The 15,300-nt window shown below is 69.1% G+C and carries 18 protein-coding genes; 8 read left to right on the top strand and 10 right to left on the bottom strand.

The genetic code is table 11. The annotated features are described in order from the left end of the window. Positions 1-16: 16 nt before the first annotated feature. Entirely contained in the window at positions 17-223 is a 207-nt protein-coding gene (locus tag MTS1_RS08285) for a YbdD/YjiX family protein (RefSeq protein ID WP_023953025.1), read from the bottom strand. A gap of 3 nt (positions 224-226) precedes the next feature. Then, complete coding sequence (locus MTS1_RS08290) at positions 227-2,482, bottom strand: carbon starvation CstA family protein (RefSeq protein WP_023953026.1); 2,256 nt, start codon at positions 2,480-2,482, stop codon at positions 227-229. 128 nt (positions 2,483-2,610) lie between these two features. On the opposite strand from MTS1_RS08290, the gene MTS1_RS08295 reads away from it, so the two are divergent. Then, positions 2,611-2,952, top strand: a complete 342-nt coding sequence (locus tag MTS1_RS08295) for a GNAT family N-acetyltransferase (RefSeq protein WP_023953027.1) — start codon at positions 2,611-2,613, stop codon at positions 2,950-2,952. Then, on the top strand, positions 2,949-3,956 hold the full coding sequence (locus MTS1_RS08300) for a pirin family protein (protein ID WP_023953029.1): 1,008 nt from the start codon (positions 2,949-2,951) through the stop codon (positions 3,954-3,956). Before MTS1_RS08295 ends, MTS1_RS08300 begins: the two co-directional genes overlap by 4 nt. A gap of 60 nt (positions 3,957-4,016) precedes the next feature. Here the strand turns inward: MTS1_RS08300 and MTS1_RS08305 are convergent, their stop codons facing one another. The 3 genes from MTS1_RS08305 to MTS1_RS16045 all read right to left on the bottom strand — a co-directional run bounded on the left by MTS1_RS08305 (position 4,017) and on the right by MTS1_RS16045 (position 5,719). Further along, complete coding sequence (locus MTS1_RS08305) at positions 4,017-4,535, bottom strand: RNA polymerase sigma factor (RefSeq protein ID WP_023953031.1); 519 nt, start codon at positions 4,533-4,535, stop codon at positions 4,017-4,019. Then, on the bottom strand, positions 4,532-5,062 hold the full coding sequence (locus MTS1_RS16435; RefSeq protein ID WP_137749795.1) for a hypothetical protein: 531 nt from the start codon (positions 5,060-5,062) through the stop codon (positions 4,532-4,534). The genes MTS1_RS08305 and MTS1_RS16435 overlap by 4 nt, the downstream gene beginning before the upstream one ends. A gap of 87 nt (positions 5,063-5,149) precedes the next feature. Beyond that, positions 5,150-5,719: a GNAT family N-acetyltransferase gene (locus MTS1_RS16045; RefSeq protein ID WP_233494909.1), complete on the bottom strand. Its 570-nt coding sequence runs from the start codon at positions 5,717-5,719 to the stop codon at positions 5,150-5,152. A gap of 224 nt (positions 5,720-5,943) precedes the next feature. Between MTS1_RS16045 and MTS1_RS08320 the strand changes: the two genes are divergently transcribed. Further along, positions 5,944-6,663: an O-methyltransferase gene (locus MTS1_RS08320; RefSeq protein WP_023953036.1), complete on the top strand. Its 720-nt coding sequence runs from the start codon at positions 5,944-5,946 to the stop codon at positions 6,661-6,663. Positions 6,664-6,693: 30 nt separating this feature from the next. Here MTS1_RS08320 and MTS1_RS08325 read toward each other — a convergent pair whose 3' ends face one another. Then, positions 6,694-7,656, bottom strand: a complete 963-nt coding sequence (locus MTS1_RS08325; protein WP_036304709.1) for an NAD-dependent epimerase/dehydratase family protein — start codon at positions 7,654-7,656, stop codon at positions 6,694-6,696. Between the two features lie 96 nt (positions 7,657-7,752). Between MTS1_RS08325 and MTS1_RS16050 the strand changes: the two genes are divergently transcribed. Further along, positions 7,753-8,121 (top strand): nuclear transport factor 2 family protein, encoded by a 369-nt coding sequence (locus tag MTS1_RS16050; protein ID WP_023953040.1) that lies wholly within the window; start codon positions 7,753-7,755, stop codon positions 8,119-8,121. Here the strand turns inward: MTS1_RS16050 and MTS1_RS16440 are convergent. After that, positions 8,094-8,441, bottom strand: a complete 348-nt coding sequence (locus MTS1_RS16440; protein WP_023953041.1) for a hypothetical protein — start codon at positions 8,439-8,441, stop codon at positions 8,094-8,096. The two genes, MTS1_RS16050 and MTS1_RS16440, sit on opposite strands and share 28 nt — an antisense overlap. A gap of 162 nt (positions 8,442-8,603) precedes the next feature. Between MTS1_RS16440 and MTS1_RS08335 the strand changes: the two genes are divergently transcribed. The 3 genes from MTS1_RS08335 to MTS1_RS08345 are packed head-to-tail and all read left to right on the top strand — an operon-like array spanning position 8,604 to position 9,929. Then, on the top strand, positions 8,604-9,032 hold the full coding sequence (locus tag MTS1_RS08335) for a hypothetical protein (RefSeq protein ID WP_023953042.1): 429 nt from the start codon (positions 8,604-8,606) through the stop codon (positions 9,030-9,032). A gap of 32 nt (positions 9,033-9,064) precedes the next feature. After that, on the top strand, positions 9,065-9,499 hold the full coding sequence (locus MTS1_RS08340) for a GNAT family N-acetyltransferase (RefSeq protein WP_036304710.1): 435 nt from the start codon (positions 9,065-9,067) through the stop codon (positions 9,497-9,499). Between the two features lie 25 nt (positions 9,500-9,524). Then, the gene (locus MTS1_RS08345; protein WP_023953044.1) at positions 9,525-9,929 is read left to right on the top strand and encodes a hypothetical protein; all 405 of its coding nucleotides are present in this window, start codon (positions 9,525-9,527) and stop codon (positions 9,927-9,929) included. A 10-nt stretch (positions 9,930-9,939) separates the two neighbouring features. Here the strand turns inward: MTS1_RS08345 and MTS1_RS08350 are convergent, their stop codons facing one another. Both MTS1_RS08350 and MTS1_RS08355 read right to left on the bottom strand, forming a co-directional pair. Then, entirely contained in the window at positions 9,940-10,473 is a 534-nt protein-coding gene (locus MTS1_RS08350; protein WP_023953045.1) for a GNAT family N-acetyltransferase, read from the bottom strand. Between the two features lie 33 nt (positions 10,474-10,506). Further along, on the bottom strand, positions 10,507-10,836 hold the full coding sequence (locus tag MTS1_RS08355; protein ID WP_023953046.1) for a helix-turn-helix domain-containing protein: 330 nt from the start codon (positions 10,834-10,836) through the stop codon (positions 10,507-10,509). Positions 10,837-10,908: 72 nt separating this feature from the next. On the opposite strand from MTS1_RS08355, the gene MTS1_RS08360 reads away from it, so the two are divergent. Further along, positions 10,909-11,556: an FMN-dependent NADH-azoreductase gene (locus MTS1_RS08360; RefSeq protein ID WP_023953047.1), complete on the top strand. Its 648-nt coding sequence runs from the start codon at positions 10,909-10,911 to the stop codon at positions 11,554-11,556. A 73-nt stretch (positions 11,557-11,629) separates the two neighbouring features. On the opposite strand, the gene MTS1_RS08365 is transcribed toward MTS1_RS08360, so the two are convergent. Then, positions 11,630-15,241, bottom strand: coding sequence for a S8 family serine peptidase (locus MTS1_RS08365; RefSeq protein WP_023953048.1), 3,612 nt, complete (start codon positions 15,239-15,241; stop codon positions 11,630-11,632). Between the last annotated feature and the right edge of the window lie 59 nt (positions 15,242-15,300).

The raw sequence follows: 15,300 nt of genomic DNA on the forward strand, positions 1-15,300 counted from the left end.
TTCCATGGTCACCCGGTCAGCAGCAGCGCGCACCGGGGTTGCGGTCCTGGTCGTCCATGCGCTGGCGCCAGAACTGCCGCTCGGTGAGGGGTTGGGTGTCGGGGTGCGTCCGGCGCTGGTGCGCCAGGTACGTCGCGTAGGCGTTGTCGCCCATGAGCGAGGTGACGTACCAGTGCACCGCGCGGGCGACGCGGAGGACGGCCCGACCGGCGCTCTGCACCATCGGTCAGTGCCCCCGGCGCGCCGTCTCGGCCCGCTCCTCGGCGAGCAGCGGCTCCCACTCCTTCTCGAGCTCGCGCTCGGGGCCGGTGGGGATGAAGCCGGCAGGCGCGAAGCGGCGGGACGGGACGGCGGGGTCCTCGGTCTCGTCTCCCCCACCCCGCACGATCGCCCGGACGGCGACGACGACGGCCGAGACGATCACGATGATCGCGAGGACCACGAAGATGATCGACAGCGTGCCCTGCACACCGGTGTTGCGGATGACCGCCTCCACCGTCGCCACCGGCCCCAGGCTCTCGTCTCCCGAGGCGAGGGCGTCGCGGTAGCGGAAGTGGTTCGCCCAGTAGCCGATCGCGGGCACCGGCGAGAAGATCTTGTACGCCGAAGCGGTGATCGTCACGACCGCGGTGAAGGCGAGCGGCACGGCGATGATCCAGATCCACTTCACGTACGAGCGTCCGCGCTTCGCGACGATCGCGAGCACGACGGCGAGCGCGATCGCCGCGAGCAGCTGGTTGGCGATGCCGAACAGCGGGAAGAAGGTGTTGATGCCGCCGAGCGGGTCGGTGACGCCGAGGATCAGGATGGCGCCCCACCCGGCGACCATGATCGCCGTCGTGATCCACACGCCCGGACGCCACGACACGTCGCGGAATCGCGGGATCCAGGCGCCGATGGAGTCCTGCAGCATGAAGCGGGCGACGCGGGTTCCGGCATCCACCGCGGTGAGGATGAACAGCGCTTCGAACATGATCGCGAAGTGGTACCAGAACGACATCATGGCCTGGCCGCCGAGGGCCTGCTGCATGATGTGCGCGAGCCCGAGGGCGAGGGTCGGCGCGCCGCCGGTGCGCGAGACGATCGACTCCTCGCCGACGTCGGCCGCGGTCGAGATCAGCAGATCGGGCGTGATCTCGACCCCGGTGAGACCGAGCGAGTTGACGAAGGCGACCGCGCCCTCGACGGTGCCCCCGGTCGCCGCCGAGGGCGCGTTCATCGCGAAGTAGATGCCCTGGTCGATCGAGATCGCGGCAACGAGCGCCATGATCGCGACGAACGACTCCATGAGCATGCCGCCGTATCCGATGAAGCGCGTCTGGCGCTCCTTCTCGACGAGCTTCGGTGTCGTACCCGAAGCGATGAGCGCGTGGAAGCCCGAGAGCGCGCCGCAGGCGATCGTGACGAACAGGAACGGGAAGAGCGGGCCGGCGAACACCGGGCCGAGTCCGTTCTCACCGAAGATCGTGACCGCCGGCACCGAGATCTCGGGGCGGACGAGCACGATCGCCCCGGCGAGCATGACGATGACGCCGATCTTCATGAAGGTCGAGAGGTAGTCGCGAGGAGCGAGCAGCAGCCACACCGGCAGCACCGCGGCGATGAAGCCGTAGATGATGATGCCCCACGCGATGACGGTGCGGTCGAGGTGGAAGATCTCCTGACCCCAGGCCGTGTCGGCGACCCAGCCTCCGGCGATGATCGCGCCCATCAGCAGCACGAACCCGATGATCGAGACCTCGGTGACCTTGCCGGGCCGGAGGTAGCGCAGATAGACGCCCATGAAGAGGGCGATCGGGATCGTCATCGACACCGAGAAGACGCCCCACGGGCTCTCGCCGAGCGCGTTCACGACGACGAGCGCGAGGATCGCGACGATGATCAGCATGATGAGCAGGGATGCCACGATCGCGGCGGTGCCGCCGATGCGCCCGAGCTCCTGCCGGGCCATCTGACCGATCGTCCGGCCACCGCGGCGCATCGAGAAGAAGAGCACGGTGTAGTCCTGCACGGCGCCCGCGACGACGACGCCGACGATGATCCAGATCGTCCCGGGGAGGAACCCCATCTGTGCTGCGAGCACCGGGCCGACGAGCGGACCGGCCCCGGCGATGGCCGCGAAGTGGTGGCCGTAGAGCACACGGCGGTCGGTGGGGACGTAGTCCTTGCCGTCCTGCTTGACCTCGGCCGGGGTCGCGCGCCGGTCGTCGGGGCGCAGCAGGTAGCGCTCGATCACCTTGGAGTAGAAGCGGTACCCGATGAGGTAGGTGCAGACGGCGGCGAACACGAACCAGATCGCATTGACCGTCTCGCCGCGGACGACGGCGAGCATGACCCAGGCGAGTCCGCCGAGCAGGGCGATCGCGATCCAGATCACGACCTTCAACGGCGTCCAGCGCGCGGCGGCGCGGTGCTGCTCGTCGGAGACGGCGACCGGCGGCAGTTTCGGATCGGTGACGATGTCGGACGAGGATCGAGGCATCGGTTCTCCTGGGGGAAGGCGCTTCATTGCGTTTTCCCAGCTTAGGCGGATGCTCCGAGGCATTCCCGGTATTCGGTCGTAATGGTCTCGACCGGCCTTACCGTGGAGGTGATCGAGAGGAGATCACCATGACCGACGAGACCCCCACCGTGATCCGCAACGACGAGCAGGACCGCTACGACCTCCACGTCGGCGACGTGGCCGCCGGTTTCGCCGCTTTCCGGCGCGACGACGAGGGACGCCTGGTGTTCGATCACACCGAGGTCGACAAGGCCTTCGGCGGGCGCGGCCTCGGCAAGGCGCTGGCCGCCGATGCGCTCGCCGACGTCGCGCGACGTGGCGAGACCGTCGTTCCCGAGTGCCCGTTCATCGTGAAGTTCCTTCGTGAGAACGAGGTTCCCGGCCTGAAGATCGCGTGGCGCGACGAGGATGCCGTCGACGCCGCTGCCCCGGCGGAACCGTCGGCGTGACCCGCTTCGACGCCGAGACGGCGCCCGTCGACGAAGACCCGGGGGCGGGATCGCCGGGTCCCCGGCGCGCGCTGCTCGAGGCGCGCGAGGTTCCGCTCGGAGGCGTGCGCGCGATGTCGGTGCACCGCTTCCTGCCGCAGCGCGATCTGCCGCTCGTCGGCGCCTGGTGCTTTCTCGACCGGTTCGGCCCGCAGCGCACGCGCATGCGCGTCGAGCCGCATCCGCACATCGGACTGCAGACCGTCACCTGGCCGCTCGCCGGTGAGGTGCACCACCGCGACACCCTCGGCAGCGACGTCGTCATCGAGCGCGGCGCGCTGAACATCATGACCAGCGGTGCCGGCATCGCCCACTCCGAGTACTCGGTCGGCGACGAGCCGATCCCGCTCGACGCGCTGCAGCTGTGGGTGGCCCTCCCCGAGGAGCGCCGCCACGGCGCTCCCGACTTCGAGCGTCACGACGACCTGCCCGAGCTCGACCTCGGCGGCGGGGCCACGGCGACCGTCGTCGTGGGTGAGCTCGCCGGCGCCGTCTCGCCCGCGACGATGCATACGCCGATCGTCGGCGCGGAGCTCCGACTGCCCGCCGGGGCGATCGTCGACCTGCCCCTCGAGACCGCGTGGGAGTACGCCGTCGTGCCGGTCTTCGGATCGGTTCGTGTGGAGGGGACGGATGAGGCGGCCGAGGCAGGCGCGGACGCCGAGACGCAGGATGCCGTCGCACCCGGCGCCCTGCTCTACCTCGGTGACGGTCGTCGCGGCACCCGCCTGACCGCCGGCGACGAGGATGCGACGGTCTTCCTCCTGGGCGGCGAGCCCTTCGGCGACGAGATCGTCATGTGGTGGAACTTCGTCGGCCGCAGCCACGACGAGATCGAGGCCGCCCGCGAGGAGTGGGAAGCGGCATCCGATCGATTCGGCCACGTCGTCGGTCACGGCGACGAGCGCATCCCCGCGCCGCCGCTCCCGCACGTGCGGCTGACGCCCCGCCGCCGCCGGCTCTGACCCATCCGCTGATGGAGGCGTGGCCCGGTTCGAGCCACGCCCCCGACCCGACGTGGCCCGTCAGACGCGTTCGGTGTGAAGGAGCGTCTGCAGCAGCGACCTCGCTCTCGCGTGTCGACTGCGAACCGTGGCGGCATTCATTCCCAGGTGCCGCGCGGCCTCCACCAGCGTGAATCCATCCCAGTAGACGAGGCGGATGATCTCCTGATCGATCACCTGGAGCTGGGTGATCGCAGCGCGCACATCGGCGGCATGATCCTGCTCCTCGGTCCGGGGCAACTCCGCGAGGTGTCGTGCGAGCTTGTTCGCGAGCGCATGCCGACGTGCATGCGACCGCCGGCCTTGAGAAAGAACGCGGCGAGCGATACCGAACATCCACATCCGGGCTTCGACGGCCTCGGAGGGGACCGACCGCGCCTTACGCCACACGACGACGAGGGTTTCTCCCAAGAGGTCTGCGGCATCTTCGCGATCGGGCACACGCCGGACGAAGTAGTCCAGGAGCGCACCGGCGTGATCCTTCACGAGCTGGGCGACGCGCTGGTCGTTCGTCGGCGCGGGCTCAGATGCGCCCGTCAATGCAGCTGTCCCGTGCAGTCGGTGTCTCGGCCGAGCCCGCCGTCGCCCGGAAGGATGTAGTCGTCAACCCCGGCGAAGATCACATCGTCCGCCGCTCCGAACCACGGCGAGAAAAGACCAGCGGCCTCGCGCTCCAAAGCCCTCTCGTAGATCTTCTGTCCGACACCATCCCAGTTCTGAGCCGCGATGTACTCGACGGCCTCGGTGTTCGTTTCGACGTAGTCGAGTTCGCCGTTGAAGAGCTCGATCGAGCAAGAGATCTCACGACCGGTGTCGGTGACGTACGAGACGGGAATCTCGAAGTCGGGAATCATTCGCGGATCGGTGCCGGCTGTGGACGCGAGTGCGATTCCCGGCAAGGCGAGCACCGGCAAAGCGACCCACGACAGCCGGCGGACACGCCGCCGGCGCGCCGCATGAACGCGCGCTGCGATCCCGACGCGATCTACTTCAGCTGCAACCATTCCGTCCGTTGATACGCGGCGCGGGGCACTTGCCCGCAACAGGTCATCAATCGATGTGTCCATGGAGTCCTCCTCGGTGCTCACCACGTACATGGCCGGACCTCGGCCGAACGTTGCACGACAGCGAGAGGTCGTGAAGGAGCCGCGTGGTCAGCCTCGCTCATCACCCCGTCCGCGGAACATCGCGATAGGCGCGACCTGAGACCATCCGAGGCTCTCGTAAAGCTTGCGTCCGTCGGCGCTCGCCACGAGGATTCCCGTCGTCGCCCGCTGCTCGGCCGCCCAGGCGGCGAGGCCGGTCATGATCAGGCGCCCGAGCCCTCGGCGTTGGAATGCCGACATCGTCCTGATGCGATCGAACACCGCGTCGCTGGCAGCCACGGCGACCTGCCCGTGAGCGGCCAGCTCGCCGTCCATATGGATCCGGGCGTAAGCCACCGGCCCGTCCTGCTCGATTTCGACCTCGGTCGGCACGATGCCCGGCTGGATACGCGCGCTCATCATGCATTCGCTCGTGTTCGCGGGATCGAGAACAGCGACAGCGTCATGCATCGACGCGTCGACTTCGCCGATGAGAGTCAACCTCACATCGGGCTCGCTCGTCACGGCGACCAGGCGGTCGATTTCTGTCAGCGACGCCGTCGACGCGACGCGTTCCTGGGAACGGCCGTCTGCCCCGACCTCCACGAGCCAGCTGTCGCCATCGCGGCATCGTTGCATCTGCCGCGAATTGCACCACCCCGTGACCCATCGGTCTACCCAGGCACTCGTCATGATCGTCCTCACTGGCCGCCGTACCCGCCGGCCGCTCACCCTCGAGACACTGACACGAATCCGCCTCTCGTCGCAGGCTACCGATGTCGATGCTCCAGCCCGGGCTCATTCCTCGGGCGACCGACGGACGGAGGCGAGGACCGACCAGCCTCGGTGGGAGGATGAAGAGCATGACGCACCCGCCGAGCACCGATGTCGATTCCACAGCGCCCGCCAACCGCTATGCGTCCGCCCCGGCCTGGCGGGCCGTAGACGATTACTTCACCGACGCGCTCGTCCGCGAGGACGACGCACTGGCATCCGCGCGCGAGTCCGGCGAACGCACGACGATGCCGAACGCCGAGGTCGCCGCCAACCAGGGCGCGCTCCTCGGGCTCATCACCCAGCTCTCCGGCGCTCGACGAGTCCTCGAATTCGGCACCCTCGCCGGCTACTCGACGATCTGGTTCGCCCGTGCTGTCGGCCCGGAAGGGAAGGTCGTCACCTTCGAGCTCGAGCCGGCCAACGCGGAGGTTGCACGAGAGAACTTCGAGCGAGCGGGCCTCGCCGACCGGATCGAGCTCGTCGAGGGCTCGGCCGCGGATTCCGCCGAACGACTCATCAGTGAAGGCACCGAACCATTCGACCTGGTGTTCATCGATGCGGATAAGCCCAGCAACCCTCTGTACTTGCAGGCTGCTCTCGAGCTCACGGGTCCCGGCGCGGTCATCATCATCGACAACGTCGTGCGCGACGGTGCCGTCGCTGACGCGGGCTCGGACGATCCCCGCGTGATCGGTGTGCGAGACGTCGTCGACGCCATCGCCGCACGAGACGATCTGACAGCCACGGCGCTGCAAACCGTCGGCGTGAAAGGCTGGGACGGGCTGATCATCGCCCGTCGGACCTGATCCCTGTCCCGCAGCCGCGGAGCTGGGCGACTAGCGGACCGCGGCGAGGACCTCCTGCTCCTCGTCCCTTGTCAGCCCGGAGCGCCGGGGCCGGTCGAAGCCGCGCGAGATCTCGTCCGTGAGCACACGGGTCAGGGTGTCAGCGAGCGGTCGCGACCGACCTCCTGTGGCAACGAAGGCGCTTCCCGCTCGCTGGGCAAAGCCCGCGGCCTCGATCGGCAGCCATAACGGGAGAGACCGGGGGCCGGCCCAATAATGCACGTCGAGAGCGAGGAGCTCTTCGTCGTCAACCGTGATGAGTTCGCCGTCGAACCCGGCGACCGACCGGGCGGCACGAAAGAAGTCCGCCATGGTGTGAGCCTCACCGACGGCATTGACGACGCCGGCGATCCCGGCCGCACCCGCTCTGACGATCCAGTCCGCGAGGTCATCGACGTCGATGAACTGGACGAATCGCTGGCTCATCGTCGGAGCAAGCACGTTGCCGCCGCGATGCAGCCGAGCCGGCCAGTAGCCGAGGCGGTCGCTCGGATCACCCGGACCCGCGATCAAACCGGGTCGGGCGATGAGCAGGCGATCACCGAGCGCTGCCGCGGAGGCTCGTTCGGCGGCCACTTTCGCGTCGGGATACTCGGCGAGGTTCTGCGGTTCGACCAGCTGCGCCGTTTCGTCGGCGCCGGGCGTGCTGTTGTCCGCGTATACCGACACAGTCGAGACGAGAGTCCAGTGCGCCGCTCGGGCCGCGAGCGCCTTCAGAGCGGACTCGACGAGCTGCGGCTCGGAGGCGAGCTCGACAACGTCATCCCATTCACCCCCGAGACCCTCGTAAGCCCCGGCGAGCGATCGGTCGGCGCGCACGAGTCGCACACCATCCGGCGCCGGTCCCGACTCGCCGCGCGCCAGGCAGACCACCTCGGCTCCGCTCTCGTGCGCCCGTCGCGCAACCTCGCACCCCAGCCATCCGGTTCCGCCCAGCACGAGGATCCGTCTCATGCCCGCCAGTCAACAGGCACCGACTGACGCGGAGGAGTCACCTTCGCTGCGGGCGCAAACTGCGCCCACAGCGAAGCGCGGTTGTTGAATGGTGCGATGAGCGCTCTCACCGACTACATCGCAGCCTGGAAGACGAACGACACGAAGCGGATCGTCGAGACCGTCGCCGAGGATGTCGTGATCACCGAGAGCTTCGGGCCTGTCTATCACGGCCGGGAACGCGTGCGGCAGTGGTGCGAGAAGTGGAACGAACAGGGGTCGCGCGTGCTCGACTGGACGATCACGAACGAGTTCCGGGCCGGAGATCTCCTCGTGGCCGAGTGGCGGTTCGAGTACCACCAGGACGGCGAGGACCGGACGCTCCTGGGAGCGACGATCGCGACCCAGCGCGACGGCAAGATCGCCGCGCTTCGGGAGTACGCCGTCACCGACGATCTCTACACCTGGGAAGGCGAGTGGAAATGACCGCCGCCGCGACCGGAGGCCTCGCCCGGATTCGTCGCGCAGGCCGACGTGGTCGACGGCTTGCCGGCAAGGCCCGGGGCGGGGCACGACGCCGCGATGACCGCAGCCGGCGTGCCCCGCATCCGCTGCACAGCACGAGCGAGCAGAGGCACTGCCCAGAACACGGCGAGCGGCACGACGACCGTGATCACCAGAGCTGTCCTCGCGACATCGGGCCAGCCAGCGGTCATCGGAGCGGTGAGAGCCGCTACTCCGAGTGAGAGCGGCAGGATCACCGCCCACGTCACGAGTGCCTGAAGGGGGCGCGGAAGCGGTCGCATGAAAACTCCAAACGTTCGGTTGGATTAACGCTAGCAGAATCCAACTGAACGGTTGGCATCTGTCGACATCGGCGGGGACGGCTGCGACATCATCCGCGAGGCTGATGTCGCTCATCCACGCGAGCGACGACGCAGACAGCGGGTCTTCGTAGCGTCGATGGCATGACGAAGCCCCGCCTCCCCCGCGACATCCCACCCGGCGCCGCCGCCCTCGGCATGGCAGCCATCCTGCTGACGTTGTCGGGCTGCGCCGCCATCGACTCGGTCGCCTACGGTCGAGCGGAGAGCTCTTACGCGACGGCCCAGGAGTTCGCGCAGGCGCGCGGCGAAGCACCCGCGTGGCTGCCGCCCGACGCGCGTGAGATCACGCGGGTCGTGTCGACCCGGGCCGAGGCCGAGTCACTCCTGTTCTCGAGCGAGGACGGACTTGCAGCGTGCGAGGACGTCGAGCGGGTCTCGGCGCCGACCATGGAGATCGCCTCGGCTCCCGATGTCTACGCGATCGACCGTGTCGCCGTCTGCGGCGAGTGGGCAGTGGCGGAGAGCGACGGGACGTTCTACGCATGGACGCCAGCGCAGGAGGCCCAGTGATCCGGATCCGGCCGGTCTTTAGACTCGGTGGGATGGACGTCACTCTGCGCCCCGCGGTCCGAGCCGACATCGAGTGGCTCGTCGACCTGCGCGCCGACGTGCTGCGCGTCGACCTCGAGCGCCTCGGCCGCTTCGACGAGCACCGCGTGCGCGAGCGGATGCGCGCGGGCTTCCGACCCGAGTGGACCCGCATCATCGTCGTCGAGGGAACGGATGCCGGCTGCATCACGACCCGCCCAGACGGCGCCACCCGCTGGATCGAGCACTTCTACCTACCCGTCTCCGTGCAGGGGCGAGGCATCGGCAGCACCGTTCTACGGTCGGTGATCTCCCAGCCGCACGACGGACCGACGCGCCTGAACGTCCTGCAGGGCAGCGCCGCGCGGCGCTTGTACGAGCGGCACGGCTTCACCCTCGACAGCGAGGACGACGTCGACGTGTGGCTGACCCTGCGGGCAGAGGCCTGATCCCGAACGCCGATATCGTCGCCGTGTGCAGCGATTCGTCCGATTCCAGAGCGCGGTTCCCAACCGGAACGGACGCTTTCCCGGCGTCTTCGCCCTAGCGAACGGCCTGGCGCACGACGGCATGCTCCAACCCGAGGACGAAGTCTGGTGGCGGGCGGCGAACGATCGCGCCAACAGCCTCTACGACGCACCGGCTGAGGCCTATGGCCCGTATGCGCCTCCCGGCGGGCGCTCGTGGTTCAAGACTGAAGCGCACGACATTCTCGCGCTGACGGCGGGATACCTCGACCTGCTCGACCGCTACGACGTTCCCTGGCACGAGGTCCGGACGACTTATCCGGGAACGATCCTCTACGAGGACCCCGTGCAGGTGGTCGCTCTCCCCTTCACGCACGCACAGAGTTGGCCGTTCACCAGACAGAGCTCGTGACGAATCTCCGTCATCGGGCGCTGGTCGTTGCCGAGGGCACGGCGTACTTGAACCCGACGTGCGAGTCGGCGAACCCGAGCCTGCGGTAGAAGCGGTGCGCGTCGACGCGCGCGGCATCCGATGTGAGCTGCACGAGAGAGGCGCCGAGCTCGACCGCCGCGGCATCCATCACCCACCGCATGAGCGCCGTGCCGATGCCGGATGAGCGTTCGGTGCTCGCGACGCGTACGGCCTCGACGAGGAGACGGGTGCTCCCCCGCCGCGCCATCCCGGGGATGAGGGTCAGCTGCAGGGTCGCCACGACCTGCCCCGTCTCGTCGACCGCGACCAGCAGCTCGTTGGCGGGGTTCGCGACGATCCGTTCGAGCGCGTCTGCGTACGCGCCGCGGTCCTCGTCGCGGGCAAGGTCGCCACGCCCCGCGCTGATCGGGTCGTCCGACAGCAGTAGCACGATCGCATCGAGATCATCCGACGTCGCGCGACGGATGACGACATCCGCCGAGCGGGCGCGGACGGTTGCTGGGAGGTTCAAGCCGTTGATCACGGTCTCTATTCTCGGGCTGTCTCCGGTACGCGCTCAGCGCCGCGTGAGGTTGCCGTCGGCCCATTCGCCCAGCTGACTGAGGATCGGCACCAGGCGCGAGCCGGCCTCGGTCAGCGCGTAGGTGACCGCGACGGGCGGTCCCGACTCGACCCGCCGGACGACGAGTCCGACATCCGAGAGCTCGGTGAGCCGGTCGGAGAGCACCGCGTCGCTGATACCGGCGACGGCGCGACGCAGGCCGACGAACGAGAGCTCGCCCTGCCCGAGCACGTCGACGATCATGCCGTTCCACCGCTTGCCGAGCACCGAGAACGCATGCGACACCGCGGCGTCGCACTGTCGCGCGTCGTGGGGCTCGGTCATCCCTCCATCGTACGTGTGCTAGCGTTCCCGAAGTCGCTTTATTTTTCATAGCCCCTCTGATCGGAGAAGCGCATGACCCTCTTCCGCCTGGATGCCAGCATCCTGCCCGCCACCTCTGCCAGCCGCGAGCTGGGCGACCTCGTCGAGGCCGAATGGCTCGCCGCCCACCCCTCGAGCGATGTCATGCGCCGCGACATCGCCGCCGACCCGGTCCCCGCGACCGCATGGCGGGATGCCGTGACGGCCGGATTCACGCCCGCCGAGCAGCAGACCGATGGCCAGCGCGACGCGATCGCCCTGCGCGAGCAGCTGGCCGACGAGCTGATCGGTGCCGACGCCCTGCTGTTCACCGTGCCGCTGTACAACTACGGCGTCTCGCAGCACGTGAAGACGTGGTTCGACCTGGCCTACACCGACCCGCGCATCGACCCGCAGGGAACCGCTCTGCGCGGCAAGCCGGCGACGCTCGTCACCGTGCTGGGCGGCAACTACGAGCCCGGCAGCCCGAAGGAGGGTTGGGACCACTCCACCGGGTGGCTCCGGCGCGTGTTCGCAGACGTGTGGGGCCTCGACCTCACGGTCGTCCACCGTCCCTTCACGCTCGTCGGCGTGAACCCTGCGCTCGACGCCTTCACCGAAGCCGCGGCCGAGCTGCGCGCCAACGCCGAACGGGATGCCGTCAGCGCCGGGCGTGCGCTCGCAGCATCCCGCACCGCCTGAAACACGACGACGGGGCGCCCGGACCGAAGTCCGAGCGCCCCGCGCATCCGCACAGAAGTGCGTCAGCCGGTCATCACCACAGCACGAGGAAACCGCTGAGCCCCAGCGATCCCTCGACCGTGTCGCTGCCGTTGTAGGTGGCGACGACGACCTTCAGCCCGCGCGACTGCCGGGGCAGTTCGAACCGCGCCGTGCCGTCGACGACATCCGCGCTGTACCGGGTCGAGTTCACCCAGATGTCGACGGTGCCCGTCGCGGGGGCGCCACCGGTCGGAGTGACCTTCACCGAGACGACGTAGGGCTGCGAGGCCGTTCCGACGTAACGGTTGAGAGACACGGTCGTCGCCGAGGCGAATTTGACGAACACCTCGTTCGACACCGCGGTTCCGGTCTGGGGGTTGCCCTCCGCCGTCGCGGTGACCCGCACCGACAGCGCCGTGCCGACATCGGCGCGCGTCACCTTGTACGACGCCGAGGTGGCACCCTCGATGGGCTCGCCGCCGCGAAGCCATTGGTACGCGACGCTGACCTCTGCGGGGTCCCACTCGCCAGCGGTCGCCTTCAGCGTGCCGCCGACCTTCGCCGACCCCGACACCTCGGGAGCGACGACCGCGACCGGCGCACCCTGGCCCGACTCGACCTCGACGATCGTCCGGATCGAGGAGTCGCCGTAGCGAACGACGCCGAGGTACGACGTCTCGGGCTCGAGGCCCGCCCACGACAGGGTGTAGGTCGCCTTCTCGCCCTGCACCGTCGGCAGCGGGTCGGGGGTCGCGGTGAACTCGCCGCCCGTCGCTCCCGCCGCCACGACCGCAGTGGTGAGGTCGTAGGTGAAGGGCTCGCTGAACGAGTACCGGTTGACCTTGACCAGGTAGGTGCCCGCGGTGGGGGCCGTGAGCGAGACGGCCTCGTTGGCCGATGCCGTCGCCGACGACCACTGCTCGTAGTAGCGCAGGTCGTCGGGACTGACCACGCGGTACACCGTCATGTCGAGGTCGGTCGTCTCCGTCGCCTCGGTCTCGACGGCGAAGCGCGCGAACTCGGTGCCCTCGGGGACGTCGACGATCTCGTAGGTGTTGAAGCCGGCCTCGCCCTCGTCGTAGAACGAGTCCTGGTCACCGGAGTGGCCGGGCACCTCGGGGAAGTCCGGGTTCACGCGCAGCTCCTGCGGCACGAGACCCGACAGGCCGAGGTCGATCTCACCCGTCAGCGACGGCGCGACCGTGACGTCGACCGAGCCGGTCGTGCCGGCGCCCGACACCGACTCGGGAGCGTCGACCGGCACCGGGAACACCGCGATCGGCGAGCGCACGTCGTTCGCCCCGCCCGTCCAGGTGAGGAAGCCGGTGGCCCACTCGCCCATCGCAGCATCGACGCGCGACAGCGTGATCTCGACCGTGGCCGACTCGCCGGCGCCGAGGGTCACCGACGACGGCGAGACCTGCACGTCGATGCCGGGAACGGATGCCTGCGCCTCGTACGTCCCGGCCTCGGTGGCCGTGATCGTACGGGTCACCGTCTGCGGCGCGCCGAGCGCGCCGACGCCGATGGAGGGCAGGTTGAGGTCGCTCGGGTCGATCGGGTCGACACCGAAGTCTCGCAGCCCCAGGCCCTGCAGGTAGGCGGCCCAGTCGGCCGGACCGTTCAGGTAGAGCAGGCCCGGCTCGAAGTACTTCGTCGGGTCGGTCTGACCGGCACCCTGCGTGAACGGGTCGGTGACGGCGTCGCCGGCCGCGTCCACGGTGTCGTAGGCGGTCGTCATCATCGCCGACTTCACCTCGGCGGGCGTCGCCTGCGGGTGCTCGCCGAAGTAGAGCGCGGCGAGTCCGGCGACGTGCGGCGACGACATCGAGGTGCCGGAGAGGATGCCGAAGGTCGGGTCCTCGCCGATGCCGTTCTCGGTGGCCGCGAGGATCGCGACGCCGGGAGCGGTGATGTCGGGCTTGATGACGTCGCTGCCGTCGGCGAGCATCGGTCCGCGGCTCGAGAAGCCCGCCACCTGGGGAACCGGGGTCTCGGTGCCGGTGACGTTCTCGCCGATCAGGGTGACGACGCGGTCGGCGCCTCCCTGGACGTACTCGAGCACAGCCGGGCGGGCGGTGTCGGCGACGTGCACGGTGGGAACCGAGTGGAAGTCGTTGTCGAGCGAGGCGGGCGTGACGTTGGTCAGGATCATGCCGATTCCGCCGGCCTCTTCGACCGCCTGCGACTTCTCGACACGAGCGTTCGATCCGCGGTCGCAGACGACGATCTTGCCGGTGACCTTCGCCGGGTCGAGCGAGCCGAGCAGGCAGAGCTCGGGCGTCGTGGCGCCGGCCAGGCCGGCATCGCCGGCGAACACGGACGGGCCCGAGATCGTGTCGCCGAATCCGACCGACACCGACGCGCCGGGGAACTGCGCGGCGGACGTGTCGCCCTCCTCGCCGAGGCGGACGGTGCCCTCCCAGGTCGGAATCGTGGATGCCGCGACCGTGGCGTACCACGGCGACGCGTGGTCGGCCGTGACCGGGTCGGGTCCGGAGTTGCCGGCGCTCGTCGCGACGAAGACACCGGCCGCTGCCGCGTTGAAGAACGAGATGTCTTCCGGCGCGAGCACGGTCGTGGCCGAGCCGCCGCCGATCGAGTAGTTGATCACGTCGACGCCGTCGGCGACGGCCTGGTCGATCGCGGCCAGCAGGTCGCTCAGGGCGCAGATGTCGTCGGTCGTCACGAGCGGGTCGGGACCGACGTAGCAGGCCTTGTACGACGCGACCTTAGCCGCCGGTGCGACGCCGGAGATCGAGCCGAAGTCGATTCCCTCGACGGTGGCCTCGACGCCGTTGTTGCCCGCGGCGGTGCTCGCCGTGTGCGATCCGTGCCCGTCGCCGTCGCGCGGCGACAGGTGGTCGTCGGCGAACGAGAACCCGTTGGCCGCGGCGCCGTCGCCGAAGTAGTGCGCAGCGATGAGCTTGGTGTTCAGGAGCGACGGGTCCCAGGCATCCTTCGTGCCGGCATCCTGATCGACGATCGTGCTGCGGAACTCGCCGCCGTCGGCCTTCGTGAACACGACCTCGTCACCGTCGCGGTAGGGCTGATCGCCCGGCGAGGTGCCGAGCGCGTCGCCGGCGAACGCGGGGTTCTCGGGCGCAATGCCCGTGTCGACGACGCCGACGACGACGCCCTCGCCCGCCGCATCGATGCCGCCGACCTTCTCCCAGACACCGCCGGTGCCTTCGAGCCCGAGGAACTCGGTCGACGGCACGGCGTCGACGTGGCGGATCTCGTCGGGGAAGACGCCGAGCACGCCCTTCTTGGCAGCCAGCTTGCCCGCCTGGTCGGCCGTCAACTGAGCCGCGAACCCGTTGAGGGTGGTCTGGTAGGTCGCGTCGGGAGTCGCGCCGACTTCGCTCGCGACCTCTTCTTGACGCTGCTCGAGGAAGCCCGAGTAGTCGGTCACGGCGCGGGACTGGGCGTCGAGACGCTCGCCCTCGTCAGGCTTGGTCGGCGCGAGGCCGGCCTCGCCGCCCTCGTAGGTCGCGACAGGAGCCTCATCGAGCAGGACGATGTATCGCCCGCTCTCGCTCTCGATCGGAACCGGGATGTTCACCCCCTCTCCCGTTGCAGCGAAGGATGCCGTTGCGGCAGAGCTCGTGAACAGTGCAGCCAGGGATACAGCCGCGACTGTTCGCAGGGTGGTGCGAACCATGTGCGCTCCAGTGGGGGGATGGATGAGCAGTCCGCGCGGCGTCGGCGGCGCGCGGTGAA

Source organism: Microbacterium sp. TS-1, from assembly GCF_000509385.1.
GTDB classification, from domain to species: domain Bacteria; phylum Actinomycetota; class Actinomycetes; order Actinomycetales; family Microbacteriaceae; genus Microbacterium; species Microbacterium arborescens.